This window comes from Allokutzneria albata (genome assembly GCF_900103775.1).
Taxonomy (GTDB): Bacteria; Actinomycetota; Actinomycetes; order Mycobacteriales; family Pseudonocardiaceae; genus Allokutzneria; species Allokutzneria albata.
The window spans coordinates 7,883,139-7,906,091 of sequence record NZ_LT629701.1 but is presented as its reverse complement, the minus strand read 5'-3'; the positions used below and the strand labels follow the sequence as shown (position 1 = coordinate 7,906,091).

Annotated in this window: 24 protein-coding genes and 1 riboswitch; of the genes, 6 read left to right on the top strand and 18 right to left on the bottom strand. The window is 71.1% G+C overall.

Annotated features, from left to right (window positions below; genetic code table 11):
* Positions 1–84: 84 nt before the first annotated feature.
* From BLT28_RS36265 to BLT28_RS36220, 10 genes are all read right to left on the bottom strand, one after another.
* Complete coding sequence (locus BLT28_RS36265) at positions 85–1,047, bottom strand: ROK family protein (RefSeq protein ID WP_030428671.1); 963 nt, start codon at positions 1,045–1,047, stop codon at positions 85–87.
* A complete protein-coding gene (locus BLT28_RS36260; RefSeq protein WP_030428672.1) occupies positions 1,041–1,406 on the bottom strand; it encodes a hypothetical protein in 366 nt (121 codons plus the stop codon). Before BLT28_RS36260 ends, BLT28_RS36265 begins: the two co-directional genes overlap by 7 nt.
* 1 nt (position 1,407) lies before the next feature.
* A complete protein-coding gene (locus tag BLT28_RS36255; protein ID WP_030428673.1) occupies positions 1,408–2,616 on the bottom strand; it encodes an ArsA family ATPase in 1,209 nt (402 codons plus the stop codon).
* Positions 2,617–2,642: 26 nt separating this feature from the next.
* Positions 2,643–3,083, bottom strand: coding sequence for an SRPBCC family protein (locus tag BLT28_RS36250; RefSeq protein WP_030428674.1), 441 nt, complete (start codon positions 3,081–3,083; stop codon positions 2,643–2,645).
* 22 nt (positions 3,084–3,105) lie between these two features.
* Positions 3,106–3,891 (bottom strand): metallophosphoesterase family protein, encoded by a 786-nt coding sequence (locus BLT28_RS36245; RefSeq protein ID WP_030428675.1) that lies wholly within the window; start codon positions 3,889–3,891, stop codon positions 3,106–3,108.
* A gap of 10 nt (positions 3,892–3,901) precedes the next feature.
* The gene (locus BLT28_RS36240; RefSeq protein WP_030428676.1) at positions 3,902–5,050 is read right to left on the bottom strand and encodes an ESX secretion-associated protein EspG; all 1,149 of its coding nucleotides are present in this window, start codon (positions 5,048–5,050) and stop codon (positions 3,902–3,904) included.
* 8 nt (positions 5,051–5,058) lie between these two features.
* Positions 5,059–5,598 carry a DUF3558 family protein gene (locus BLT28_RS36235; RefSeq protein ID WP_081900174.1) on the bottom strand — a complete coding sequence of 180 codons (540 nt, stop codon included), beginning with the start codon at positions 5,596–5,598 and terminating at the stop codon, positions 5,059–5,061.
* A 2-nt stretch (positions 5,599–5,600) separates the two neighbouring features.
* On the bottom strand, positions 5,601–5,945 hold the full coding sequence (locus BLT28_RS36230) for a hypothetical protein (protein WP_052407118.1): 345 nt from the start codon (positions 5,943–5,945) through the stop codon (positions 5,601–5,603).
* Positions 5,946–6,126: 181 nt separating this feature from the next.
* The gene (locus BLT28_RS36225; protein WP_030428679.1) at positions 6,127–6,561 is read right to left on the bottom strand and encodes an iron chaperone; all 435 of its coding nucleotides are present in this window, start codon (positions 6,559–6,561) and stop codon (positions 6,127–6,129) included.
* Between the two features lie 4 nt (positions 6,562–6,565).
* The gene (locus BLT28_RS36220) at positions 6,566–6,943 is read right to left on the bottom strand and encodes a hypothetical protein (protein ID WP_030428680.1); all 378 of its coding nucleotides are present in this window, start codon (positions 6,941–6,943) and stop codon (positions 6,566–6,568) included.
* Between the two features lie 108 nt (positions 6,944–7,051).
* On the opposite strand from BLT28_RS36220, the gene BLT28_RS36215 reads away from it, so the two are divergent.
* Positions 7,052–8,863 carry an AMP-dependent synthetase/ligase gene (locus tag BLT28_RS36215; protein ID WP_030428681.1) on the top strand — a complete coding sequence of 604 codons (1,812 nt, stop codon included), beginning with the start codon at positions 7,052–7,054 and terminating at the stop codon, positions 8,861–8,863.
* Between the two features lie 46 nt (positions 8,864–8,909).
* Here BLT28_RS36215 and BLT28_RS36210 read toward each other — a convergent pair whose 3' ends face one another.
* A complete protein-coding gene (locus BLT28_RS36210; RefSeq protein ID WP_030428682.1) occupies positions 8,910–10,175 on the bottom strand; it encodes a cytochrome P450 in 1,266 nt (421 codons plus the stop codon).
* A gap of 461 nt (positions 10,176–10,636) precedes the next feature.
* Between BLT28_RS36210 and BLT28_RS36205 the strand changes: the two genes are divergently transcribed.
* From BLT28_RS36205 to BLT28_RS36195, 3 genes are all read left to right on the top strand, one after another.
* A complete protein-coding gene (locus BLT28_RS36205) occupies positions 10,637–11,935 on the top strand; it encodes an AfsR/SARP family transcriptional regulator (RefSeq protein ID WP_052407119.1) in 1,299 nt (432 codons plus the stop codon).
* A complete protein-coding gene (locus BLT28_RS36200) occupies positions 11,932–13,611 on the top strand; it encodes an AfsR/SARP family transcriptional regulator (protein WP_030428684.1) in 1,680 nt (559 codons plus the stop codon). Before BLT28_RS36205 ends, BLT28_RS36200 begins: the two co-directional genes overlap by 4 nt.
* Positions 13,612–13,677: 66 nt before the next feature.
* Positions 13,678–13,926 carry an AfsR/SARP family transcriptional regulator gene (locus BLT28_RS36195; protein WP_030428685.1) on the top strand — a complete coding sequence of 83 codons (249 nt, stop codon included), beginning with the start codon at positions 13,678–13,680 and terminating at the stop codon, positions 13,924–13,926.
* Here BLT28_RS36195 and BLT28_RS36190 read toward each other — a convergent pair whose 3' ends face one another.
* From BLT28_RS36190 to BLT28_RS36175, 4 genes are all read right to left on the bottom strand, one after another.
* Positions 13,927–15,291, bottom strand: coding sequence for a basic secretory family protein (locus BLT28_RS36190; RefSeq protein WP_231950536.1), 1,365 nt, complete (start codon positions 15,289–15,291; stop codon positions 13,927–13,929).
* An 84-nt stretch (positions 15,292–15,375) separates the two neighbouring features.
* On the bottom strand, positions 15,376–16,428 hold the full coding sequence (locus BLT28_RS36185) for an NlpC/P60 family protein (protein WP_043810890.1): 1,053 nt from the start codon (positions 16,426–16,428) through the stop codon (positions 15,376–15,378).
* Positions 16,429–16,441: 13 nt separating this feature from the next.
* Positions 16,442–16,581, bottom strand: a riboswitch (cyclic di-AMP (ydaO/yuaA leader).
* 158 nt (positions 16,582–16,739) lie between these two features.
* A complete protein-coding gene (locus tag BLT28_RS36180) occupies positions 16,740–16,973 on the bottom strand; it encodes a hypothetical protein (RefSeq protein WP_043810894.1) in 234 nt (77 codons plus the stop codon).
* A 78-nt stretch (positions 16,974–17,051) separates the two neighbouring features.
* Positions 17,052–18,380 (bottom strand): NYN domain-containing protein, encoded by a 1,329-nt coding sequence (locus BLT28_RS36175; RefSeq protein ID WP_052407120.1) that lies wholly within the window; start codon positions 18,378–18,380, stop codon positions 17,052–17,054.
* Between the two features lie 151 nt (positions 18,381–18,531).
* Here BLT28_RS36175 and BLT28_RS36170 point away from each other — a divergent pair, with 151 nt between their 5' ends.
* Positions 18,532–20,271 (top strand): DEDD exonuclease domain-containing protein, encoded by a 1,740-nt coding sequence (locus BLT28_RS36170; protein WP_030428689.1) that lies wholly within the window; start codon positions 18,532–18,534, stop codon positions 20,269–20,271.
* A gap of 17 nt (positions 20,272–20,288) precedes the next feature.
* On the opposite strand, the gene BLT28_RS36165 is transcribed toward BLT28_RS36170, so the two are convergent.
* Genes BLT28_RS36165 through BLT28_RS36155 form a run of 3 tightly spaced genes read right to left on the bottom strand, consistent with a single transcriptional unit; the run spans position 20,289 to position 22,072 of the window.
* The gene (locus tag BLT28_RS36165) at positions 20,289–20,570 is read right to left on the bottom strand and encodes an Lrp/AsnC family transcriptional regulator (protein WP_030428690.1); all 282 of its coding nucleotides are present in this window, start codon (positions 20,568–20,570) and stop codon (positions 20,289–20,291) included.
* A 19-nt stretch (positions 20,571–20,589) separates the two neighbouring features.
* Complete coding sequence (trpD, locus tag BLT28_RS36160) at positions 20,590–21,648, bottom strand: anthranilate phosphoribosyltransferase (protein ID WP_030428691.1); 1,059 nt, start codon at positions 21,646–21,648, stop codon at positions 20,590–20,592.
* 13 nt (positions 21,649–21,661) lie between these two features.
* Positions 21,662–22,072 (bottom strand): response regulator, encoded by a 411-nt coding sequence (locus tag BLT28_RS36155; RefSeq protein ID WP_030428692.1) that lies wholly within the window; start codon positions 22,070–22,072, stop codon positions 21,662–21,664.
* Positions 22,073–22,272: 200 nt separating this feature from the next.
* Here BLT28_RS36155 and ctaE point away from each other — a divergent pair, with 200 nt between their 5' ends.
* Positions 22,273–22,881, top strand: a complete 609-nt coding sequence (gene ctaE / locus BLT28_RS36150) for an aa3-type cytochrome oxidase subunit III (protein ID WP_081900176.1) — start codon at positions 22,273–22,275, stop codon at positions 22,879–22,881.
* The last annotated feature ends 72 nt before the right edge of the window (positions 22,882–22,953 follow it).

Here is a 22,953-nt window from a genome sequence, read left to right as displayed (position 1 = left end):
CTTCCGGGAAGAGCACGACGAGCAAGCGCTGTCGGCAGCGTCGCCGGCCGCGTCCTCCCCTTCAGCAGGTGTTCAGCCTCCCCTTCAGCGGGTGTTCAGCCGCCGCCCTGCCATGTCGGCCGCGAGCGAGGCGGCCCCCACGATCCCGGCGTCATCGCCCAGCTGAGCCGTGCGGATGCGCGCCAACGGCCGATGACCGGCCCCCGTCACCAGCGACGCGTAGTGCTCCCTGGCGTCGTCGAGGAACAGCGGCGCCGACTGCGAGACCCCGCCACCGATCACGATGACCTCGGGGTCGTAGACGTCCGCGACCAGCGCCAGGCCCTGCCCGAGCCACCGGGCCAGCTCGTCCATCGCCCGCTGCGCCAACGGATCTCCGTCCAACGCGGCACCCGCGACCTTCCGTCCGGTCACCGCCCGCATGTCGCCCGCGGCCTCCCGCGCCAGCAGCGTGGAGCAGCCCGGATCACGGGCCAGCATCTCCACCGCCGTCGCGGCGAGGGCGGTGCCGCTGCAATAGCGCTCCCAGCAACCGCGCTTCCCGCACGGGCAGGGCCGCCCGTCCGGCACCACGCGCAGGTGCCCCAGCTCCGGGGCGACGCCGTAGCCCCCGCGGAAGATCTCGCCGTCGATCAGCAGCGCGCCGCCGATGCCCGTGCCCAGCGCGACCAGGGCGGCGACCCGCGTCCCGCGGGCGGCACCGAAGCGGTACTCGGCGAGCGCCGCCGCGTTGGCGTCGTGCTCCAGCACCACCGGCATCCCGAGGCGACCGGAGATCCGTTCGGCCACGTCCGCGTTGCGCCAGGCCAGATGCGGGGCGAAGCGCACTCCCCTGCGGTCGGCGGTGACGAACCCCGCGACCGCCAGCCCGAGCGCTGTCACCTGGTGCCGCGACGCGAGTTCCTTGACCTCCGCGATGATCGCGTCCTCCAGCGGCGCCTCCCCGCTCGGGGTGGGTGCGACCGCGGTGTCCAGGATGGATCCGTGCACGTCGACGACACCCGCTCGGACGCTGGTACCGCCGACGTCGACGCCGACGGTCAACACCGGTCGACGCTGATCTTCTGCACCCGCGGCGCGGGTTCGGGACGCGGCTCGGGTTCCGGCGCGGGCTCGGGCTTCGGCTGCTCCGGCTCCATGGAGGCGCGCAGCACGGACAGCAGCCCGCTCAGGTGCTCGGCGGCCTTCGCGGCCAGCTCGGGCCGCTCACCGCGCGCCAGGGAAATGGCCGCGCACAGCGGACACCACGTGCAGCTCGCGCGATGAGAAGCTGCGGCCCCGCTCGCAGTGTCTTTGCCCGATCCCGCGAGCGGATCTTCGACGGCGATCTTGCGCAGCCACGGTTCCGCGCGCTGGGCGACGGCGTCCAGGAGCTGCCTCAGCTCTTGGTTCAGGTTCTCGCTCATGTCACCGCATCCACACTCGGGGGTCGGGCCGGAACCGCACCGTGATGCCCTCGTCGTCCGCGCTCGCACCGACGATCTCGCAGCGGCACAGCACCGCGGGCAGCGCCACGAGCCTGCGACGGCCGTCGAGGGTGATCACCAGCTCATCATCGACCCTGGCCAGGTCCAGTTGCGCGTCGGCGGCCAGCGGCAGGTGCAGCCGCATCGCGTACTCGGAGTCCAGCCCCTTGCCCCCGCCGGTGACCTCGATCAGCTCCGCGCTGCCCGCCCCGCCGAGGGGATCGCCGTCGCCGTACAACTCCGCAGCGACCTCCAGCAGCGCGGGCACCCCGATGGGTTCCTCGGCGCGATGGCCGACCGTCTCCAGCGGGGTGCGCACGTCACCCCCGAGTTCGCAGAGCACGGCGTCCTGCTCAGCGCGCCTGGTGCGCAGCCATGCGGCCGCGACGCCCTCTTCGCGCTCGACCTCGGGCAGGAGCCGGTTCGCGATCAGGCGGTCGACGCGAATGCCCTGCAATGCCAGCGCGGTGAGCGTGCGGCGGGTCTCCGCGGCGACGACTCGCTCCGGCGTGAGCACCAGGCGCACGCTGGTGACCTCCTGGTCGACGAGCATCGCGCGCAGCGACTCAAGGCGCTCCGCTAGTCGGCCCAGCGCGTCGGCCGCGGCGTCCCAACGCTCCACTGTGGAGCTTCCGGCCAGACCGGCGAGCAGCCCGCGCACCACCCGGCGGTGGGTCGGGAACAGCCGTTCCAGATACCCGGCAAGTGCTTCCGGCAGCGCCAGCAGCCGCAGCGTCTCCGCAGTCGGTCCACAGTCCACGATCACCGTCTCCCACGGACCGGTGGCCGCGAGCCGCTGCACCTCCGAGAGCGCCAGCAGTTCCTCGACGCCGGGCAGGACCGTCAGTTCCTCGGCCTGCACCTCGTCCACGCCGGCCCCGGAGAGCACGGTGTGCAGGTGCTCGCGCAGCTCCCGCCACGCGCCGTCGACCAGCGACCGGGCATCGACCTGCGCCGCGTACAGGCAGGACGGCCCCGCCTCCGCCGGATCGGCGGTCAGCGGCACGCCGAGCGCGTCGGCCAGGGAGTGCGCGGGATCGGTGGAGACCACCAGCGCCTTGTGGCCGTCTGCGGCGAGGCGAGCGGCGGTCGCGGCGGCGAGGGTCGTCTTGCCCACGCCGCCCTTACCGGTGAACAGCAGGACGCGCACGAGGGACGATTGTCCGTGACGGCGGTTCAGGCCGCGCTCTCGGCCCTGGTCTTGAGCTCCTTGAGCGCCACATCCATGATCATCTTCTCCGCCTTGCGGCGGAACAGGCCGATCATCGGGATGGTCAGCTCGACCGACAGCGAGTAGGTCACCTTGGTCGAGGAGCCCTCGGGCGCGAGCACGTAGCTGCCCGACTGCGCCTTCTGCATCTGGCCCTTCACCAGGTTCCAGCTCACCGAGCGGCCGTCGTCGGCCCAGTCGTAGTCGAGGACGTACTCGTCCTTGAGCGGACCGGCGTCGATGACGAACCGGACCTGCTCGCCGCGCCCGGCGGAGTCGCTGCTGAGCACCTCGGTGTGCTTCACCGCCTCGGCCCATTCCGGGTACTTCGCGAAGTCCGAGATCACCGCCATGATCTGCTCGGGGGCGGCGTCGATCACGATGGACTGAGTGGACTGGTCGGCCATGCCGCGCAGGTTACCCGTACGCCTACCACCGCAGTACATACGGCTGACGGGTGCGCTTGAAGTGGCCGACGTTCACGCACTCCGTGCGCCCCACCCGGACCCGCTGGGCCAGCGGCTGGTGCACGTGCCCGAACAGCGACCAGCGCGGCGAGTGCTTGGCGATCGCCTCCAGCAGGGCCGTCGAGCCGAACTCCGCCCGCGTGGCGACGACGTCGTAGGTCAGCTCGGCGACCGCGGGCGGCACGTGGCTGCACAGCACGTCCATCGCGGGCAGCGCGCGCACAGCCTCGGCGTACTCGTCGACCGGGCGCACGTAGGGCACCCACGGAGCGTCTCGGTTCAACGTGAAACCAGGAGGGATCAAGGTCCCGCCGACGAACCCGAACGTCAGCCCGCCGATCTCGGCCGTGCCGTCGTCGACCAGGTGCACCCCGTCACCGGCGAACTCCGGCCACAGTTCGGGCAGGTCTACATTGCCGGGGATGGCGTACGTGGGCGCCGTCATCGCCGCGAACATCTCGGCGTACTGCGCCCTGGCCGCGTCCTGGACCACCGCGGCGGGATCGTCCAGCGTGGCCCACAGGGAGCGGACGTAGGCGCCGGCCTCGCGTCCGTGCTGCCGCCGCAGCTCCGCGAACCGGGTGACCCGCTCCGCGCCGAAGACCGCGCCGAGGATGCCCTTCGAGTGGTCGTGGTAGTCGACGAAGTCGATCAGATCGCCGAGGACGACCAAGGCGTCCGCGCCCTCCCCCGCCCTCGCCAGTGCTTCGGCCTCACCGTGGACGTCGGACACCACATGGACTCGCACGAAACCGACTTTAGAGCAGCTCTCCGAGCCGGTTCGCGATCCGTGCCGCGTCCGTTGCCATGATCGACAACGACCCGTTCTCGCTGACCTGGAGGTAGCGGCCGTCGTCGGCGTCGAACCACGCGAGCACGACGGGGTGCTGCCGCCCGCCGATCGTCACGCTGAACTGGCCGGCCCGCCACCTCGTCGCCGCGAGCCGTTGCACCGTCCGCACCTGGGTGGCGGACATGCCGTTGGCGCTCAGCACCGCGGCCTCATCGGCCAAGGGTCCCCGTTCCGGGCTCGTTGCAGCGCGGAGCACCTCCACGGCCACGGTCACCGGCTGGCCCCGCCCCGCCGGACCGGGCGGCAGCACGCTCACCGCCGCCCTGGCCAGCTCCCGCGCAGGCATCGTGGCCAACCGAAGCGACTCCCCCGCCAGCACCGCGAGCACCGCGTGCTCACCGCGCGCCGCGGCCAGGGCCTTGACCGGCTCGCCCGCGTCTACCTCGCGCGTGCCGTTTTCGTTGACCTGCATAACCCGGGCGGCCTCCTGGTGCAGGAGGTCGGCCTTGGCCTGCTCCAACTTCAACTTGAGTTCGCCCAGACTGACCAGCGCCAGCAGCCCTGCGGCCTTGTCGAGGAACGTGGCCTCGATGGTCGTCCGCTCGGCGGGCTTGGGCATGGCGTGCTTGGCCCACTCCGCTCTGTCGCCCAGATCGGCGGTGCGATTCCCCATGTACTGCAAGGAGATCGCGGCATCACCCGCCCACTCCGCGAGCTTGAGCGAACCGGCGCGCGCGGCGTCCCCTCCCCGGCCGACCCACCCGTTCGCCGTCTCCTCAATGGCCCGCGCCATCGCGCCCGACCGCTCCGCCATCTCGTTGCCGAGCTTCGTCCACCGGTCGGCGTCGAGGAACACGTCGCCCGGCTTGTTCCTGTCGTGGATCTCATCCCACATCTTCTGGTGCGGCACGCCCTCCCAGTGCCCGGTCTGCGTCATCGCCCGGTCCTCGCCCATCCGCACCGCGCCGCGCAACCGCTGTTCCTGGGCCGCGATGTCGTCCCGGCGCCAGGGTTCCGAGGCGAACCATTCGGCCGGGCGGTCCTCCCGATACGGCCCACCCCGCCAGTCGGATTTCTCGTAGCGCCTGCGCGAATTCCCCCCGGTCCCGCTCATGGCTCCCCCTACTTCTTGGGCAGACGCGGCGCGATGAACTTGACCATCTTCCGCGCCACGTCACACACCGGCTCCGGCGCCTGTCCTTTCCCCCAGAACGCTGTCTGCACCGTCACGTTCTCATCGGTGTTGATGTCGATGTGGATCAAGCAATGTTGATGATCCTGAGGAAAGACGGTGGTCGCGAACCCGGCGACGTTCTCGTTCGTGATCGCCGACTCAATGGCACCGGGCGGAGGCCTCAGGTCGTCCGCTCCCTTGCCCGGCCCCTCGTCCAGGGTGATTGCCCCTGTCAGTTCACGCCTTTCCTCGGGCGTCCCATCGAAATCGCAGATGCGCAGATCCGCGAGCTTGTTCGACCTGCCCGCTGGCAAACCAACGCTCGCCGCCTCGTCCGGCTTCAGCAACAAGCAGGGATCGACGGGCTTCAGCACCGGGACCCGTGGCGGGGGCGGTACTGATGCCGTCTCCGATGTGCCCCGTAGGACTGCGGGCGCGCACCCAACCACCGCCAGCACCGCCCCGAGTGCCAACAGCGATCTGATCATGTTCACTGCCCCAGTCTCCTCAGCCTGGACGCGCCGCCCTCGTCCGCCGCACGTGTCACCCTCGCAGCCTGGTCGACGACGTCGATGGCGTCGCTCAGCGCCTGGGCGTAGTGCACCAGTTGCTCGCGGATCGACTCCGGTCCCCGAGCACGCCGGTCCCACTTCGCCGCCATCGCCAGACCTACCCAATGGGCTCCCAGCGGAAGGTCTCTGCCGAGTGCGTCTGCCCGCTTGATCCACTCCTTCACATGGAAGAGCTGATCTTGGGGGGCTTTCTTCAGCTTCTCGGCCGCCCACGGCTCCAGGCGCACCTCACGGTTGGCCACGAGCGCCTGCAAGGTGGCCACCCCGTCCACCGACGCGCGCAACGATTCTGCCGACTGCTGCCAGGCCGTTTCCCCCGAATCCGACACAATTTGCCAAGGTGGCAAGCAGCGCGAACGCGAGCTGGCGCATTGGGGCACCTCCCGATGCGCATTCGGGTGGTCTGCCCATTCCGCACGTGTCACCGAGCGCACTGGCCGGGGATCAGCGTGAGCGGCTGCTCTCGTAACGCGCGATGTAGTCGTCGACCGACACCCCGGCCACCGTCTCCGCGATGAGGTCGAGGGGCAGGTCCTCCAGCTTGCGGAACCGGACGCACGACTTGCCCATGTCGAGCTTCTTGCCCGTCGCCGCCCACCGGTCGCGGAACTCCACCTCTCCGCCCGGATTCGCGTACACGCCCATCAAGTACAGCGAGAGGTGGTTCTTCTGCGACGCCAGCGCCACATAGCTCAAAGCCTGCTTGTTGTACGTGGCGGGATAGCGCTGCAGCGGGATGTAGTAGCCGATCATCCCGTACTGGAAGCCCTCCTCGTAGCCCTCGGGGAGGTTGTCCAGGATGACCCGGCGCAGCTCGCTCACGATGCCGCGCCGGTCCTCGGGCAGCGACTCCAGGTACTCCTCGACGGTGCTCGGCATGCGCTCAGTCTGCGCCCGGGGGCGGACATCCGGGGGCTCGTCCGGCCTCCAGCCGGGCCTTCAGCGCGAACCCCACCCGCTTCGCCGCGAGCTGCCTGCGCTGGGCCTCCCCCGGCCGCACGGTGCCGCCTGGCGGCGGGTCGGCCCGGAGGAAGTAGTGCAGCAGGGTCCCGTCGAGCATCGGCTCCAGCCAGACCTCCTGCGTGCCGACGAGCGCGCCGCCGACCGTCCACCGCAGACCCTCCGCACCGCGGTCGGCGTAGACCTCCAGCCTCAGGTCGGGCCAGAACCGGCGCCACGCAAGGGGATCGGCGAAGACGGCCGCCACACTGGCGGGCGGCACGGCGAGGAAGATCTCGTCAAGGACGTCGACCGATGGCATAGCGGCAGCGTGCCACGGACGAGAACATCTGGGTTACGGCCTATTGTCTGCCCGTGACCGCGCGCTACGTTAACCGGTCAGTAACACCCGTCGCTCGGAGGTCATGACGTGCGTGAGTTCAGCGTCCCCGCCACCGCCACCGTGGCTGAGGAAGAAAACCTCACCGACATGGTGTGGGCGAATGCCGAGCGCTTCGGCACCGCGGTGAGCTTCCGCCGCCGCGTCGACGGGACCTGGGTCGACGTCACGGCGGCCGACTTCGCCGCCCAGGTGCTCGCGGTGGCGAAGGGCTTGGTCGCCGCGGGTCTGGAGCCCGGGGACCGGGTCGGCCTGATGTCCAAGACCCGCTACGAGTGGACCCTGCTCGACTTCGCCATCTGGGCGGCGGGCTGCGCCACCGTGCCGATCTACGAGACCTCCTCGGCGCACCAGGTGGAGTGGATCCTGTCCGACTCCGGCGCGAAGGCGGTGTTCCTGGAGACCGCCGCGCACCGCAGCACCGTGGACAGCGTCGTCGACCGGCTGCCCGAGGTGCGGCACGTCTGGCAGATCGACGGTCCCGGCAGCGAGGGGGCCGCGGGCGCGGTGGACGAGCTGACCGCGCTGGGCGCCGACATCACCGACGCGCAGGTGCACGACAGCCGCAAGGACGTGAAGGCCGACGACCTGGCGACGCTGATCTACACCTCCGGCACCACCGGCCGCCCCAAGGGCTGCGAGCTGACCCACCGCAACCTCATCGCGGAGGTGCGCGCCGACATCGCCGCCTTCCCGCGGCTGATGCAGCCGGGCAACTCGCTGCTGGCGTTCCTGCCGCTGGCGCACGTGCTCGCCCGCGCGATCACCCTCTGCGGTGTCTACGCGCGGCTGACCATCGGGCACACCGCCGACGTGAAGAACCTGGTCCGCGACCTCGGCTCGTTCCGGCCGACCTTCGTCGTCGCCGTGCCCAGGGTCTTCGAGAAGGTCTACAACGGCGCCAAGCAGAAGGCGCACGCCGAGGGCAAGGGCAAGATCTTCGACGCCGCCGAGGCGACGGCTGTCGCCTTCAGCCAGGCCAGGGACAGCGGCGGGGCCGGGATCGCGCTCAAGCTCAAGCACCTGCTCTTCGACAAGCTGGTCTTCACCAAGCTGCGGGCCGCGCTCGGCGGGCGCTGCGTGGCGGCGGTCTCCGGCGGTGCCCCGCTCGGCGAGCGGCTGGCGCACTTCTTCCGCGGCGTCGGCATCCCGGTCTTCGAGGGCTACGGCCTCACCGAGACCTCGGCGGCGGCCTGCGTGAACACCGAGCAGGCGTTCCGGGTCGGCACCGTGGGCAGACCGGTGCCCGGCACCTCGGTGCGCATCGCCGACGACGGCGAGATCCTGGTCAAGGGCGAGATCGTCTTCCAGCGCTACTGGCGCAACGAGGCCGCCACCGCCGACTCGGTGCGCGACGGCTGGTTCCACAGCGGCGACCTCGGCAAGCTGGACGGCGACGGCTTCCTGAGCATCACCGGCAGGAAGAAGGAGATCATCGTCACCGCGGGCGGCAAGAACGTCTCCCCGGCCGTGCTGGAGGACCGGCTGCGGGTGCACCCGCTGATCAGCCAGTGCATGGTGGTCGGCGACAAGCAGCCGTTCATCGCCGCGCTGATCACCATCGACCCCGAGTTCTTCCCGGCGTGGAAGGAACAGCACGGCAAGCCCACGGGCGCCTCCGTCGAGGAGCTGTCCGGCGACCCTGACCTGGTCGCGGAGATCCAGGCGGCGGTGGACGAGGCCAACCAGGCGGTGTCCAACGCGGAGGCGATCAAGAAGTTCCGCATCCTGCCGGTGGACTTCACCGAGGGCGGCGGCGAGCTGACGCCGAGCCTGAAGCTCCGCCGCAACGTGGTCGCGGAAACCTTCTCCGGTGACATCAAGGCGATGTACGCGAAGTAGGCGAGCACGAGAAAGGGGCGGCCGGACGACCGGCCGCCCCTTTTCGCTACAGCCGCACGGGCAGAGCGACCGGCGTCCGGAAGAGGTAGTCGGGGTCGTAGTCGGCCTCGGCCCCGGAAAGCGCGAGTCGCATCCGCGGGAACCGTTCCCGCAACACGCTGAGCGCTTCGCCGATCTCCAGCCGGGAAACCTCGCGGCCGATGCACAGGTGCGGACCGGCGCCGAACGTGAGCGCCTTGGGTTCTTTCCGCTCCGCCCGGTCGAGGCGAACCCGGTGCGGTTCGTGGAAGTGCTCGGGATCACGGTTGGCCGCGCCGAGCATCACCAGGATCTGGCCACCCGCGGGAATTTCGGACTCGCCTAGCCGCACCGCGTTCTTCGCCTTCCGCTTCCAGCCGATGAGCCCGGTCTCGATGCGCATCAGCTCGGTGGTCAGCGCCGGCACGATCGCCTTGTCCGACAAGGCGTCCCAGTTCTCCTGCCCCTCTTCGGAAAGCAGGTGGCGCATCGCGTTGAGCAGCGTTCCGTAGGTCGTGGAATACCCGGCGGCCATGATGTTCATCAACACCGCCGCCGCGCGCTTGTCCGGCAGTCCCTGGCGCAGCAGGTGGCTCGCCATGTCGTCGGCCGGCGTCCGCACCCGCTCGGCGACCAGGCGCCTGCACGCGCGCGAGAGGTCGCTGAGCCCTCGCACGCCCACGACCTGGCCGGGGCGGTCGAGGACGCGGCCGAGCAGCGAGGTCTGGCCGTCGCTCCACGTCCGCACCTGCCCCTCGTCGGAGGCGGCGAAGCCGACGATCTCGCTGATGATCCCCGCGGACAGCGGGCGCGCGAAGACCGCGGCGAAGTCGACGACCTCACCTCCGGCCGAGGACCGCTCGACGTCGTCGGCGACCGCGGCGACCCGGCGGCGGATCAGCTCGCCGAAGCTCTCCTCGTTCGTGGCCGGGCTCAGCGAGAGGCCGCCGGGCGGGGCGAAGACGGCGCGGCGCACCTCCTCGTGCTGTGCGCCGTTGGAGTTCGCGGTCGCTTTCGGGACGCCGACCAGATGCACCAGGCTGGACCACGTCCCGGGATTGGCCGCGAAGCGTCCCATCGGGGTCAGCGGGTCGAGGGTGTTGGCGTTGGTGACGGCGGGGTCGGCGCCCTTGAGGATGTTCTCGACGAACTCGTAGCGCCACACCGGGAACAACCGCGACCCGGCGTCGCGGAAGGTGCCGAGCCCTGAGGCGTGCAACCGGTCGTAGAAGGCCGCGAGCTGCCCGGGCGCATGGGCCCCGGGGTCGGTCAGCGGCAGTCGCCATGAAGTCATGTGAATCCCCAGGTCCGACGGCGAAATCCGAGGGAGGCTAGCACTGGCAAATGCCTAACGGAATGCTTCGGATGGGCTAAAGACCAATGAGGGTGACCCGCGCCTGAACATCCCCCCTGGCGCGGGTCACCCCCGTTTCCCTCAATGACCTCGGTGTCCAGTACCGGCTCATGGCTGCCGGTACTCGTCCCCGGATCACCACCGCCTCGAGCACGGGCCGTCGGCACGAAGCGGCAGGTTGCCGGGCAGTCCAGGCTGGGGGACCTGGGAAAGCCCGGTGAGGGAAGAACGTGGAAGGTTCTTGGACGGCCCGCACCGAAGTCCCCCCACTCCGTGTGCGGGCCGTCCCCTCCCCCTCGACGAGAATCCTGGCAGCCCGTTCTGTCGTATCGCTGACGTCGGACTGACGCGGCCTAGAATCCGCTCGTCGCGGGCTGGGGGGACTGGTCAGGGGAGGGAACGTGCGGTCGGCCGTGGGGGTGGAGACGATCTTCCGGGTGCTCGGGCCGCTGGAGATCGACCGGGGCGGGCAGCCGGTGTCGTTGCGCCCGGCCAAGCAACGCACCCTGCTGGCCGTGCTGCTGCTGCGGGCCAACGTGGTGGTGCCGGTCTCCCTCCTGGTGGACTGCCTCTGGGAGGAGGCGCCGCCCGCCGGGGCGAAGGGCGCGGTGCAGGCGTACGTGATGCGGCTGCGCCAGGCCATCGGCGACCACGACGCGCGGCTGATCAAGACCCGCCCGGACGGCTACGCGCTGGAGACCGGCGTCGAGAACATCGACCTGCAACGCTTCCACGTTCTCGTGACGCGCGCACAGGCGTCGCACGAGCCCGCGGAACGGGCCGCGGCGCTGCGCGAGGCGGTGGGGCTCTGGCGTGGTCCGCTGCTCTCCGACGTCGGCGGCGCCGCGCTCCGCGAACGGATTCCGGACATCCCGATCCACGCGGAGGCCCGGCTCCAGGCGCTGGAGCAGTACTTCGACGCCGAACTGCAGCTCGGCAGGCACGACGAGCTGCTGGACGAACTGCGCGCGATGACGGCCGAGCACCCGCTCCGGGAACGGTTCTGGGGCCAGCTGATGGTCGCCCTCTACCGCGCGCACCGGCAGGAGGAGGCACTCGCCGCCCACGCCGAGGTGACCCGGCTGCTCGCCGAGGAGCTGGGCATCGACACCGGCGCCGAGATCCGCGCGCTGCACGAGCGCATCCGCGACGGCGACCTGTCCCTCACCCCCCAGCCGCCGCGGACCCCGGCGGTGGTGCCCGCGCAACTGCCCGCCGACCCCGGGGAACTGCCGGGACGGGCGGACCTGGTCGACGAGATCACCGAACTGCTGGTCAACTCCGACGACCGGCCGACGGTGCCGCTGGTGGTGCTGACCGGCAGCCCGGACGGCGGACGGGCCGAGCTGGCAGCGCGCATCGCCAACCGGGCTCGCCCGGCCTTTCCCGGCGGCCAGCTGCACGCCGCTCTCACCGCGGGCAGCGACACCGGGCGCGTCCTCATCGGGTTCCTGCACGCGCTCGGCGTCCGCGAGGAGCAGGTCCCGCCCGAGGCGGAGGAACGCACCGCGCTCTACCGTTCCCTGCTGGCCAAGCGGCGCGTCCTCGTGGTGCTGGACTCGGTCACCGGCCCCGACCAGGTTCGCCCCCTGCTGCCGGGGGACTCCGGCTGCGCGGTGCTGGTGACCAGCGAGAACGACCTCCGCGGGCTGACCGCGCTGCAGGGGGCGCGCCAGTTCCGGGTAGACCGGCCGTCATGACCGGTGAGCTGGAGTTCCGCATCCTCGGCCGCCTCATGATCACCCGCGGCGGTGAGGAGGTGGTCGTCCAGGCGATGAAGCACCGAGCGCTGCTGGCCTGCCTGCTCACCACGCCGAACACGGTGGTCCCGGTGCGTCGGCTGGTCGACCGGATCTGGGGTGACTCACCACCGGAGGACGCGCGGGCAGTGGTGCACACCTACGTCAGCAGGTTGCGCGCCAAGCTCGGCTGCCCGGGGCTCGTCGAGACCCTGCCGGAGGGCTACCGCCTGCACGTCCGGGAACAGCAGCTCGACCTGCTCAGGTTCCGCGCCCTGGTTCGGCGCAGCACGGAGGAGACGGACGTCTCCGTCACCATCTCCCTGTTGCGCAGGGCCATCAGCGAGTGGGCGGGCCTCGCACTGTCCGATGTGGACTCCGAGCCGTTGCACCGCAACGAGGTCGCACGGATCCACGCCGAGTGGAACGCACCCACCGAGAGGTTGATCGAACTCCTCATCGCTCACGGGCGGCACGACGAGGTCCTCCCCCTGCTGCGCTACCTGGTGAGCGAGAACCCGTCGGACGAGCGGCTGCGCGGGCAGCTGATGATCGCCTTGTACCGCAGCGGCAACCAGGCCGCGGTCGTATCGGTCTACCAGGACCTGCGAGCGCGTCTCGGCAAGGAACCGGATCTACCGCTGCGCGTCCTGTACCAGAGGATTCTGCGCGCCGACCCGGCCCTGCTGACGCCGGCCGCTCCTGACCGGGAAACCTTCTGGCCCGTCTGCCAGCTCCCCTCGGGCAACGGCGACCTCGTCGGGCGCACGGCTGAACTGGCCGAGGTCACCTCCGCCCCGGTGGGGGCGACGGTGCTCGTCTCCGGTCCGCCCGGGATCGGGAAGACCGCGCTGGCGATCCACGCCGCACACCGCATGAAGGCGAACTTCCCCGATGGCCAGCTCTACGCGGACCTCTCGCGGGAACGGGCGCTTCCCCGGTTCCTCCGCGCGCTGGGCATGCAGCCCAGGGAGGTGACCGCGGACGAGGCGTGGCTCAGGGCGAGGTACCGCGCGTTGCTCGCCGGGCGCCGGGTGCTGGTCGTGCTGGACAACGCCGCGAACTGCGCGCAGCTGCGCCCTCTGCTGCCGATGACGTCCAGCTGCACCGTCCTGGTGACCAGTCGCAACGAGCTTCGCGGGCTCACCGCCGAGCACGACATCCGCCGCGTCCGGCTGGACGAGCTCACACCCGGAGCCGCGGAGGCGCTGATGGCCTCGCTGCGGTGCGCACGCTCCGCCGCGTTGACCGAGATCATCGAGCGCTGTGGCGGCTTTCCGCTGGCGCTGCGCATCGCCGCCGCGAACGTGCTCGACGGTGGAGCTGAGTCCTTTGTGGACAAATTGCGGACCGGTTTGTCGGTGCTGACCGTCGACGGCGATCCTGCCGCGGATCTGCGCTCCGCCTTCGACCAGTCCTACAACGCCCTCCCTGCCGAGGCACAGCACGTGTTCACTGCTCTGGCGCGCGCGGGTCTCGGCGAGTTCTCCGTGGACGAGGCGACCGCGCTCGTCCAGGTTCCCGCAACCGCGGCGCTGGAGCAGCTCTGCGATGCCAACTTGATCCGGAACACCGCCGCAGACCACTTCCGTTTCCCCGCTCTGCTGCGCCAGTACGCGCTGGCGTTCGACCAATGAGTGGGGGATCGAGTTCCGCATCCTGAGGCCGTTCGACATCACCCGGTCCGGGAGGACCAGCTCGACGTGCTCCGGTTCCGCGACCTCGTATCGGAGCTGCGCGCCCTGATCGCCCGGCGACCGTTCAGCGAGCGCCTGCGCGGACAGCTGATCCTCGCGCTCCACCGCAGCGGACGCCAAGCCGAGGCGCTGACCGGCTACCAGGAGTTCCGCGCGGAGTCGGGGTGCGTGCCCGGCACCGAGCTCCGCGAACTGCACCAGGCGATCCTGCGCGGCGAGGACGAGATGACCCGGCTGATCGCCGAGGCCGCTTGATCAGCCGAAGGTCTTGCGGAGGAACTGGCCCCAGCCACGGATGATCTCGGCGCGGTCGGTGTCGAGGACGTCGCGCAGGACGGCGTCGACCACGCCGTCGGGGACCCGGCCGACCCCGGCGAGGCGCCGGTACAGCTCGACGACCTTCGCCTCGCCGTAGTGCTGCGAGAGGTAGAGCATCGTCGTCCACGCGGTCTGGTACGCGACGTCGAGGCGGCTGCCACCGGCGCGGAAGTCGGCGTCGGAGGGCAGGGCGAGCGGCGGTCCGGACGTGCGGAGCTGCCGGGCCAGGTCGGGGGCGGCCTCGCGCGGGGAGATGCCGCTGTCGCGGTAGCCCACGTAGTCGGCGAAGCCCTCCAGCAACCACATCGGCGCGCCGTCGACGGTGTCGGACCGGGCGGCGATGTGGGTGATCTCGTGGCGGAGGACGACACGGAGCGAGCTGGCGGACAGGCGAGAAGCGGTGCGCGGGTTGAAGACGACGCGAGCGCCCTCGACGATGTCGCTGTCGTGGTCGACGCGATCGGCCACGGCGACGGCGGCGATGGCGTCGACGGCGAACTCGGTGCCGACCATCGCCTGCAGCTCGGCGGTGGTCTCGGGCAGCATCACCGCGACGCGCTGGGTCCACTGCTGGCCCCACACCTCGGAGACCGCGCGGATCGCGGCGTCGAGCTCGCCCGCGACGCGGTTGGCGAGCGCCTGGTTGCCACCGTGGCTGAGGACCATCCCGAACTCGGTCTTGTCCACGCGGCAGTTCCCGAAGTCCCACGGGCCGCGCCACGTCTTGCGGCCGCGATCGGCCAGCGCGGTGTCGGAGGTGAGGTACCAGTCGTTGCCGCGCCTGGCGAAGAGATAGCCCATCGGGCGGCTGGTCGCGGCGCGGTCGACGCCGTCGAAGGCGTAGCTGAGCTCGACGCGCGGTGCCCACAGCTCGTCCGGCGGGCGCTCGCCGAAGAGCGCGTCCAGCTCGGTGAGCGAGTCGGTGGAGTCGATGCGGTAGCGCCACTCGCGCAGCGGGACGCCACGGAGGTTGGCGAACATCGCCTGCTGCGTCGCGAGGAACTTCGGGTCGGCGAGCGGGTCGAGGGTGCTCATGAACGCGGAGAGATCGCGGTTCTGCACCGCCTCGGCCCGGCGGCGGAGTAAGTCGGTGACCGAGGAGATCCGGCTGCGGCCCAGCTCCACGGAGGGCTCGACCGCCGCGTCCGGCGGGGCCGGGCGGGCGTTGGGGTCCAGGGACGGGGCGGGTTCCGCGGACACGACGGGGTCGGCCGTCGGCAGGGACACCACCGTCAGCCCCGCGAGGAGGACGGCGGCGACCGCCGCGGCCAACCAGTTCCGGTAGCGGCCCTGCCTGGTCACTCGTGAATCGTAGGGCCAGACGGACCTCGAGGCCGGTAGCCCACCAGGGGGACCGGCCTCGAGTCCTTGCTCACAGGCGGGGGATCAGCCCATCCGGCGAACCGCGACGAGGTCGCTCTGCACCTTGTCGTACTTCAGCGGCTGCCCAGAAGTCGAGGCGTGGAACTGAATGCCATTACCGGCGTAGATCGCGACGTGGTGAATACCGCGACTACCGAAGAAGAGCAGGTCGCCCGGCCGCCACGCATCTCGGTTGCCGACTGGCACCGCGCTGCCGACCTTGGCCTGCTGAGCGCTGGAGCGCGGAAGCCGCACTCCCACCTTGGCGAAGGCCCACGACGTCAGGCCGGAGCAGTCGTAGGAGTCCGGCCCCTCGGCACCCCACACGTAGGGCTTGCCCTTCTGGGTCACCGCGTGCTTCAGCGCCGCCGCGCCGATGCCACCGTCCGGCAGGCCGGAGAGGTCGATGTCCAGGCCGGCGTCGGCGAGCTTCTTCTTCTCCGCCGCGCTCAGCCGCTCCAGTGCCTGCTTGGCCTTCTCCTGCTTGGCCGCGGCTTCCTTCTTGCGCTTCTCCAACTCGCCCTTGATCCGGGCGGACTCGGCGGCAGCGGCAGCGGCCTTGGCCTTGGCCTCGTCGGCGATGCGGGCGGCGGTCTTGGCCTGGCTGATCGTCGCGTTGAGCTTGTCCAGCGAGTCCTTGCTCTCGCTCGTGATCAGGTCGACCACGGAGAGCTTGTCGAGGAACTCGTTCGGGGACTTGCTCAGCAGCAGGGCGCTGATGTGGTTGACCCGGGTGCCCTGGAAGTTGGAGCTGGCCAGCTGGTCGACGCGGCCGCGCAGCTCGCCTTCCTGCTGCTTCGCGAGGTCACCGGCGGCATTGGCCTTGGTCAGCTCTTCGTTGGCCTTGTTGACCTCGCCTTCCTTGGCCTTGAGGTCGTCGTTGGCCTTGTGCAGATCCTCGGTGAGCTTCTCGGCTTCCTCGCTGAGCGCCTTGAGCTGCTTGAGTGCCTCGGAGGCGTTCGCCGGAGTGTCCGGGTCGGCGACAGCCGGGGTCGCCGGAACCATGCTCACGGCCACTGCGACAGCGCTGGCGGTCAGTGCCCCGCGCATCGTGCGCTTCAGTCGGTTCGACGCCACGTCGACGCATTGCTCCTTCATGCTCCGACCGCCTACCGGGTTAGCTGACGGGTTCGGGCCGGAAGCTGCCCTACCGGCGCTGGGCCGGATTCACCCCAACTCACTGGGTCCCCGGTTCGGCTCCCCGACAGGCCGATTCGGCGGTGATCACGCGGAGCCGCCCGCTGTGGGCGGCAGCCCGCCGCGAAATCTCGGCTAGGTTACGAAACGTGAGACCCCGAGTCCACAGGCCCCCACGAGAAAGTCGTGAAAATGGGCACAAGGCATCGTTCGGCGTAGCGATCGCTGCGCCTTGTGACCGGTTGCGCTGATCAGCCCACTCGACGGCTTGCCCGTTCGGCGTCATCGGCGGACCGTTCGGCCGACTGGGGCTTCAGCGGCTCCAGCGGGATCAGCCGCAGCACCGGCAGGTCGACCGCCGACGGCGCCACCACCTGCGGTTCGGGCCCCTCGAAGAGCTCCGGCGGCACGCCGATCAGGACCGCGATGGCGCAGTCGGAACATCCCGCGCCGCGCCGTGGGCACCCGTCGCAATCGATGATCACGCCGCCGACCTCCGTTCGATCATATGTTCGAACGGAGCTTAGAGACCCCGGCGGGAATTGTCGAAAGAGAGCTGTGTCTCACACCCGTCCGAGGCGCGCGATCAACACGGCCGAAGGAACGGGATGGGCGCCGCGGCGGCGCACTGAATCCGCGACAGCGCGGTCGGATGTGGCGACCACGACGGGCCTGCCCTCGGGCTCCGCGGTGACCAACGCACGGATCACGTCGTCGGCGAGCACGCCGGGATCGCTGAACAACACCCGAACACCACGAGGCGGAGCCTGGGGCACGGCAACGACCCCCGCACCGTCGAAGACCACTGTGACCTCCGCGCCGGTGCGCGCGGCCAGCGCGGCGAGTTGCTGGTTGAGCCGGTCGCGTTGCTCGGAGAGCGTCAGACCGGGATAGCCGGTCTTGGTGACGTTGTAGCCGTCCACCACGAGATGCACGCTGGGCAGCGCCAACAGCCTGTCCAGCGCCGCCGGGTCCTCGACGCGGCCCACCGTGCCGTGGGCCGTCGTGGCCCCGCGAACCATGTCCGCAGGGCGGGGCCCGCTGCCGCCGAGCGCGAGTTCCCGGCGCAGCCCCGTGACGGCGCCGGCGAGCGTGTCGACCAAGAGCTCCAGCCGGACCTCGTCGGCCTGCCGGGCCTCTCTTGCGGACTGGCGGGCGATCTCCGCGTCTTCCTTCGCCCGCGCGGCACGGTTGCGCTCCAGCTCCGCGCGCTCGCGCTCGCGGTCCCGCGCGGTGCGCAACGCCTGCATCTCCGCTTCGAACTCGGCACGGCTGCGCTGGAGTTCGTCGACGGCGGCGGCAGCCTCGTCGCGAGCCTGCTTGAGCCGGACGCCCTGTTCGCGGAGCCGTTTGCGCAGTTTTTCCAGCTCCGCCTCGCGATCGGTGCTGACCTGCTCCACCGCGCCCTTGGCGGACTCCAGCTCGGCGTGCAGCTTCTCGGTCTCGGCGACGAGCTTGTCCGCCCTGGCGATCGCCGCGTCGCGCTCGGCGCGCAGCTGGGCGTCCTCGGTGCGGCGGGCGACCAGCTCGATGTAGAGCTGTGTCGTGTCGGCCCCGGTCAGCACGGCGGCCGCCCCGGAGGCGATCGCGTCCGACGGGTTCAGGTCCAGCACGGAGGGCCGGTGCTCACGGCACCACTCGACGACGGCGGCGCGGAACGCCTGGTTGTCGCGGAGCGCGGCCAGCAGCGGGCCCGCACCGAGGCGCGCGCGCTTGGCCGGGGCGAACTTCGCCACCGCCCGCAGCGTCTGCGGGATGTCGTTCTTGGTCAGCGTGCCGAGCGCCTCCGCCGCGAGCTCGGCGAGGCGGGCGCGGATCGGGTCGGGAATCCCGCTCCAGTCCGGGACCTCCTCGGTGACAGCCTGGCCCGCGACGGCCGACTGACCGTCCATCGTGGACTGCCGGACGTCCGGATCAGGCTGTTCGCCGCCGGAAGGCTGTTCGTGGGCTGACACCGTCCCAGGCTACGGCCTGCCCCGCCGGGGTCGCAGCTGGCTTACCGGCGGGCCGCGCTGTCAGACCCCTGCCCTAGCTTGACCGGCGATGACGATCACGGAACCGGGCGGCGGCGGGAAGGGTACGGCCCAGCTCTCCTTCGACGAGCTGGGCACGCCCCTGCGCGAGACCACCTTCGTCGTCGTCGACCTGGAGACCACCGGCGGCAGCGCGACCGAGGACGCGATCACCGAGATCGGCGCGGTCAAGGTGCGCGGCGGCGAGATCATCGGCGAGTTCGCCACGCTGATCGACCCGGAGCGCGGCATCCCGCCGAACATCGTCGCGTTGACCGGCATCACCGAGGCGATGGTGCTGGGCGCGCCGCGGCTGGCCAGCGTGCTGCCCGCCTTCCTGGAGTTCGCGGGCTCCGCGGTGCTGGTGGCGCACAACGCCGGGTTCGACATGGGATTCCTGCGTGCGGCCGCCGAGCGCCACGGGCACCCCTGGGCGAAACGCACGGTGCTCTGCACGGTCAAGCTCGCCAGGCGGGTGCTGTCCAGGGAGGAGGCGCCCAGCTGCCGCCTGTCGGCCCTGGCCGAACTGTTCGGCGCCGCAACGACTCCGACCCACCGCGCCTTGGACGACGCCCGCGCGACCGTGGACGTCCTGCACGCGCTGCTGGAGCGCGTCGGCTCGCTGGGCGTGCAGTCGTTGGAGGAGCTGCTCAGCTACCTCCCGGACGTGACACCGGCGCAGCGGCGGAAGCGGGAACTGGCCAAGGACCTGCCGAGCGCGCCGGGGGTCTACCTGTTCCGGGGGCCGCGCGAGGAAGTGCTCTACGTGGGCACGGCGAGCGATCTCCGGCGGCGGGTCCGCCAGTACTTCACCGCGAGCGAGAACCGCCGGCGAGTGCGCGAGATGGTCGGCATCGCCGAGCGCGTCGACGTGGTCGTCTGCGCGCACTCGTTGGAGGCGGAGGTGCGCGAGCTGCGGCTGCTCGCGGCGCACCGACCGCGCTACAACCGCCGCTCCACGAACCCGCACCGGCGCTGGTGGGTGGCGTTGACCGATGAGGCCTTCCCGCGCCTGTCCATCGTGTCCGCACCGAAAGCGGGCGCGTTCGGGCCGTTCGCATCGCGCGGCGCAGCTGCGGAAGCGGTGGAGGCGCTGCAGGACGCGCTGCCTGTTCGCCGGTGCACACAAAGGATTCCGGCCCGCTCCCCGAAGGGCGTGCCGTGCGCGCTGGCCGAACTGGGGCGGTGCAAAGCGCCGTGCGCGGGTCGGCAGAGCGTGGAGGACTACGCCCCCGCAGTGCACGAGGTGCGCCGGTTGTTCACCGGGGATTCCGTGCAGGCGCTGGACATCCTCGCGGGGCAGCTGGACCGGCTGGCCGCCGCGGAACGCTTCGAGCGCGCGAGCGCGGAACGCGATCGGCTGATCGGCTTGATCAAGGCTCTCGACCGGGGACAACGGCTGGCCACCTTGGCGGCGCTCGCGGAACTCGTGGCGGCGCGGCCGGACGGCACGGGTGGCTGGGACTTCGCGGTGATCCGGTACGGACGGCTGGCGTCCGCGGGTTCGGCGCGGCGCGGCGTGCGGCCGATGCCGGTGGTCGACTCCCTGGTCGCGGCGGCGGAGACGGTGCTGCCGGACGACGGTCCGCTGCGCGGGGCCTCCGCCGACGAGGTCTCCGTGGTCCTCCGCTGGCTGGACCGGCCCGGCACGCGCTTGGTGCACTGCGACGTGCCCTGGGCCGAGCCCGCCCGCGCCGCGGCCTCGTGGCGCCCGTGGGTGGCACGCGCCGAAGCGGGACGCGTCGCCACCACACCGCCCTCCGAGCGCTGACGCCGGGGCGGGTGGGCTCAGTCGTCGAGGCCGATGCTGAAGGCGGCTTCGGTGTCCCGCTTGGAGTAGGAGCGGAACGCGATGTGGGTGTCGGTGTTGAGCACGCCGTCGACCTTGCCGATCCGGCTCGGCACCAGGTCGGCGAGGTCCTCGTGGGTGGGCACCTTGACCAGGGCGATCAGGTCCACGTCGCCCGCGCAGGAGTAGACCTCGGTGACGCCGTCGATGTCGGCGATCTCCTGGGCGATCTCCGGGATGGCGCCTGCCTCCGCCTGGATCAGCACGATGGCGTTGATCACGTTGAGCTCCTTGGGAAAGTCAGCGGACGAGTTCGGCGCGCAGCTCGGTGGAGCGCCGCGCCCAGGTCTGGAGCAGCCGTGCCGCCGCACCGGAGTCCACGGCCTCGGCGACCCGGTCCGTCGCGGCCCGCAGGTCGGCGAGGAGGTCACCGGAGGTCCCGGTGTGCGCGGCGACCGCGCCCGCGGCGTTGAGCAGCACGGCGTCGCGCACCGCGCCGCGCTCGCCGTCGAGCAGCCTGCGCACGGCCAGCGCGTTCACCGAGGCGTCGCCACCGAGCAGGTCGGCGGGCTCGCACGGCGGCACCCCGAGGTCGGCGGGGTTCAGCGTCTCCCGCCGCACCTCGCCGTCGCCGACGACCCAGACCGAGCTGGTCGTGGTCGTGGTCAGCTCGTCGAGCCCGTCGTCCCCGCGCACCACGAGCACGCTGTGCCCGCGCTCGGCGAAGACCTCGGCCATCAGCGGCGCGACGCTCGGGTCGGCGCAGCCGATGAGCCCCGCCGACGGCTGGGCCGGGTTGCTCAGCGGACCGAGCAGGTTGAAGACCGTGGGGATGCCGATCTCCCGCCGCGCCTGGGCGGTGTAGCGCATGGCGGGGTGGAAGACCGGGGCGAAGCAGAAGCCGATGCCCAGCTCGGCGACGGTGCGCTCGACCCCGGCCGGAGGCAGGTCGATGGCCACGCCCAGCGCCTCCAGCACGTCGGCGGTGCCGCACTGCGAGGACGCGGCGCGGTTGCCGTGCTTGACCACCGGCACCCCGGCCGCCGCCGTGACCAGCGACGCCATCGTGGAGATGTTGACCGTGCCGGAGCGGTCACCGCCGGTGCCGACGATGTCCACCGCGCGGACGTCCACCCGCACCCGCCGGGCGTGGTCGAGCATCGCCGCGGCCAGGCCCGCCACCTCCTCGGCGGTCTCGCCCTTGGCGCGCAGCGTCACCGCGAGCGCGGTCACCTGGGCGATCGTGGCGTTGCCGGACATCACCTGGTCCATCGCCCAGCGGGTCTCCTGCGCGGAACAGTGCTGCCCGCCGACGAGCTTGCCCAGCAGCGCGGGCCAGGTGTGGTCGGTGCCGGCCATCGCGGCGACCGCCTCAGCCGCGCACCGCGGGGAGCCGGTGGGACCGCAGCACCTCGGCCACGGTCTCCGCCGACGCCAGCGGGTCGAGGGGGTGCACCAGCACCGCGTCCGCCTGCGACCAGGTGGCCAGCCAGCGGTCGTCCTTGCGGCGCACCGCGACGATCACCGGCGGGCAGGCGTCGATCTCGTGCTTGAGCTGCCGGGACAGGCCCATGCCACCGGTCGGCTGCGCCTCGCCGTCCAGGATCGCCAGGTCGATCGCGCCGGAGTCCATCTCGGAGAGCACCTCGGCCACGGTCTCGGCCTCGATGTAGCGCACGCGCCCCAGGTCGGGGGCCGGCCTGCGGCCCACAGCGGTGATGATCGCCTCACGCACCTCGGCGCGGTGGCTGAACACCAGAACGGTCATGGCCTGCGTGCTCATCGCGGGTGTCCTCCCGACATCGCGTTCCCAACGACAGCCGATGCTATAGCGCACCCCGGACACCTCGGCGGTTGCGTCCTGGGAAGGGAAGCGGGAGCGCTCACCCGGAGTGCACCGGGACTGACTCACGGTGTGTGCCCGGCCACGCCCTCGCGCGCGGCGTGGACCCGCCCCTGCGTGCGCCATCCCTGCAAGACATAATGCGTCGCGTGACAACGGCAGCGCCCTCAATCGGCCAACGGGTGCACTCGCTGAACCGTCCCAACATGGTCAGCGTGGGCACCATCGTCTGGCTCTCCAGCGAGCTCATGTTCTTCGCAGGCCTCTTCGCCATGTTCTTCACGGTGAAGGCCCAGAACGAGGGCGCGTGGCCTCCCGCGCCCACCCACCTGAACCTGCCTTACGCCCTGTTCTTCACCGTGATCCTGGTGGCGTCGTCCTTCACGTGTCAGTGGGGCGTCTTCAAGGCGGAGCAGGGTGACGTCTTCGGGCTGCGGCTCTGGTACACGATCACCCTGATCATGGGTGCGATCTTCGTGGGCGGTCAGGTCGGCGAGTACATCGAGCTGGTCGAGCACGGGACGTCCATCTCGTCCTCGGCGTACGGCACGGTCTTCTACCTGACGACCGGCTTCCACGGGCTGCACGTGATCGGTGGCCTGATCGCCTTCGTGTTCCTGATCTGGCGCACGAAGCTGAGCAAGTTCACCCCGGCGCAGGCGACGGCCGCGATCGTCGTGTCCTACTACTGGCACTTCGTCGACATCGTCTGGGTCGGCCTCTTCGCCTGCATCTACCTCATTCCCTGACGTGCGTGCCCACCCCCCGGGCGGCAGCGCCCGGTACGCACGCAACGAGCCCCGAACTCGACAGCAAGGGTT

Bases quoted from the DNA above. Each gene is read 5' to 3' on its own strand.
- BLT28_RS36225 (WP_030428679.1), bottom strand. From the start codon at position 6,561: ATGCCGAGCACCGTCGAGGAGTACCTGGAGTCGCTGCCCGAGGACCGG.
- trpD (WP_030428691.1), bottom strand. From the start codon at position 21,648: ATGGCCGGCACCGACCACACCTGGCCCGCGCTGCTGGGCAAGCTCGTC.
- BLT28_RS36175 (WP_052407120.1), bottom strand. From the start codon at position 18,380: ATGGACGGTCAGTCGGCCGTCGCGGGCCAGGCTGTCACCGAGGAGGTC.
- BLT28_RS36250 (WP_030428674.1), bottom strand. From the start codon at position 3,083: ATGGCCGACCAGTCCACTCAGTCCATCGTGATCGACGCCGCCCCCGAG.
- BLT28_RS36235 (WP_081900174.1), bottom strand. From the start codon at position 5,598: ATGATCAGATCGCTGTTGGCACTCGGGGCGGTGCTGGCGGTGGTTGGG.
- BLT28_RS36155 (WP_030428692.1), bottom strand. From the start codon at position 22,072: ATGAGCACGCAGGCCATGACCGTTCTGGTGTTCAGCCACCGCGCCGAG.
- BLT28_RS36210 (WP_030428682.1), bottom strand. From the start codon at position 10,175: ATGACTTCATGGCGACTGCCGCTGACCGACCCCGGGGCCCATGCGCCC.
- BLT28_RS36220 (WP_030428680.1), bottom strand. From the start codon at position 6,943: ATGCCATCGGTCGACGTCCTTGACGAGATCTTCCTCGCCGTGCCGCCC.
- BLT28_RS36240 (WP_030428676.1), bottom strand. From the start codon at position 5,050: ATGAGCGGGACCGGGGGGAATTCGCGCAGGCGCTACGAGAAATCCGAC.
- BLT28_RS36170 (WP_030428689.1), top strand. From the start codon at position 18,532: ATGACGATCACGGAACCGGGCGGCGGCGGGAAGGGTACGGCCCAGCTC.
- BLT28_RS36200 (WP_030428684.1), top strand. From the start codon at position 11,932: ATGACCGGTGAGCTGGAGTTCCGCATCCTCGGCCGCCTCATGATCACC.
- BLT28_RS36260 (WP_030428672.1), bottom strand. From the start codon at position 1,406: ATGAGCGAGAACCTGAACCAAGAGCTGAGGCAGCTCCTGGACGCCGTC.
- ctaE (WP_081900176.1), top strand. From the start codon at position 22,273: ATGCGTCGCGTGACAACGGCAGCGCCCTCAATCGGCCAACGGGTGCAC.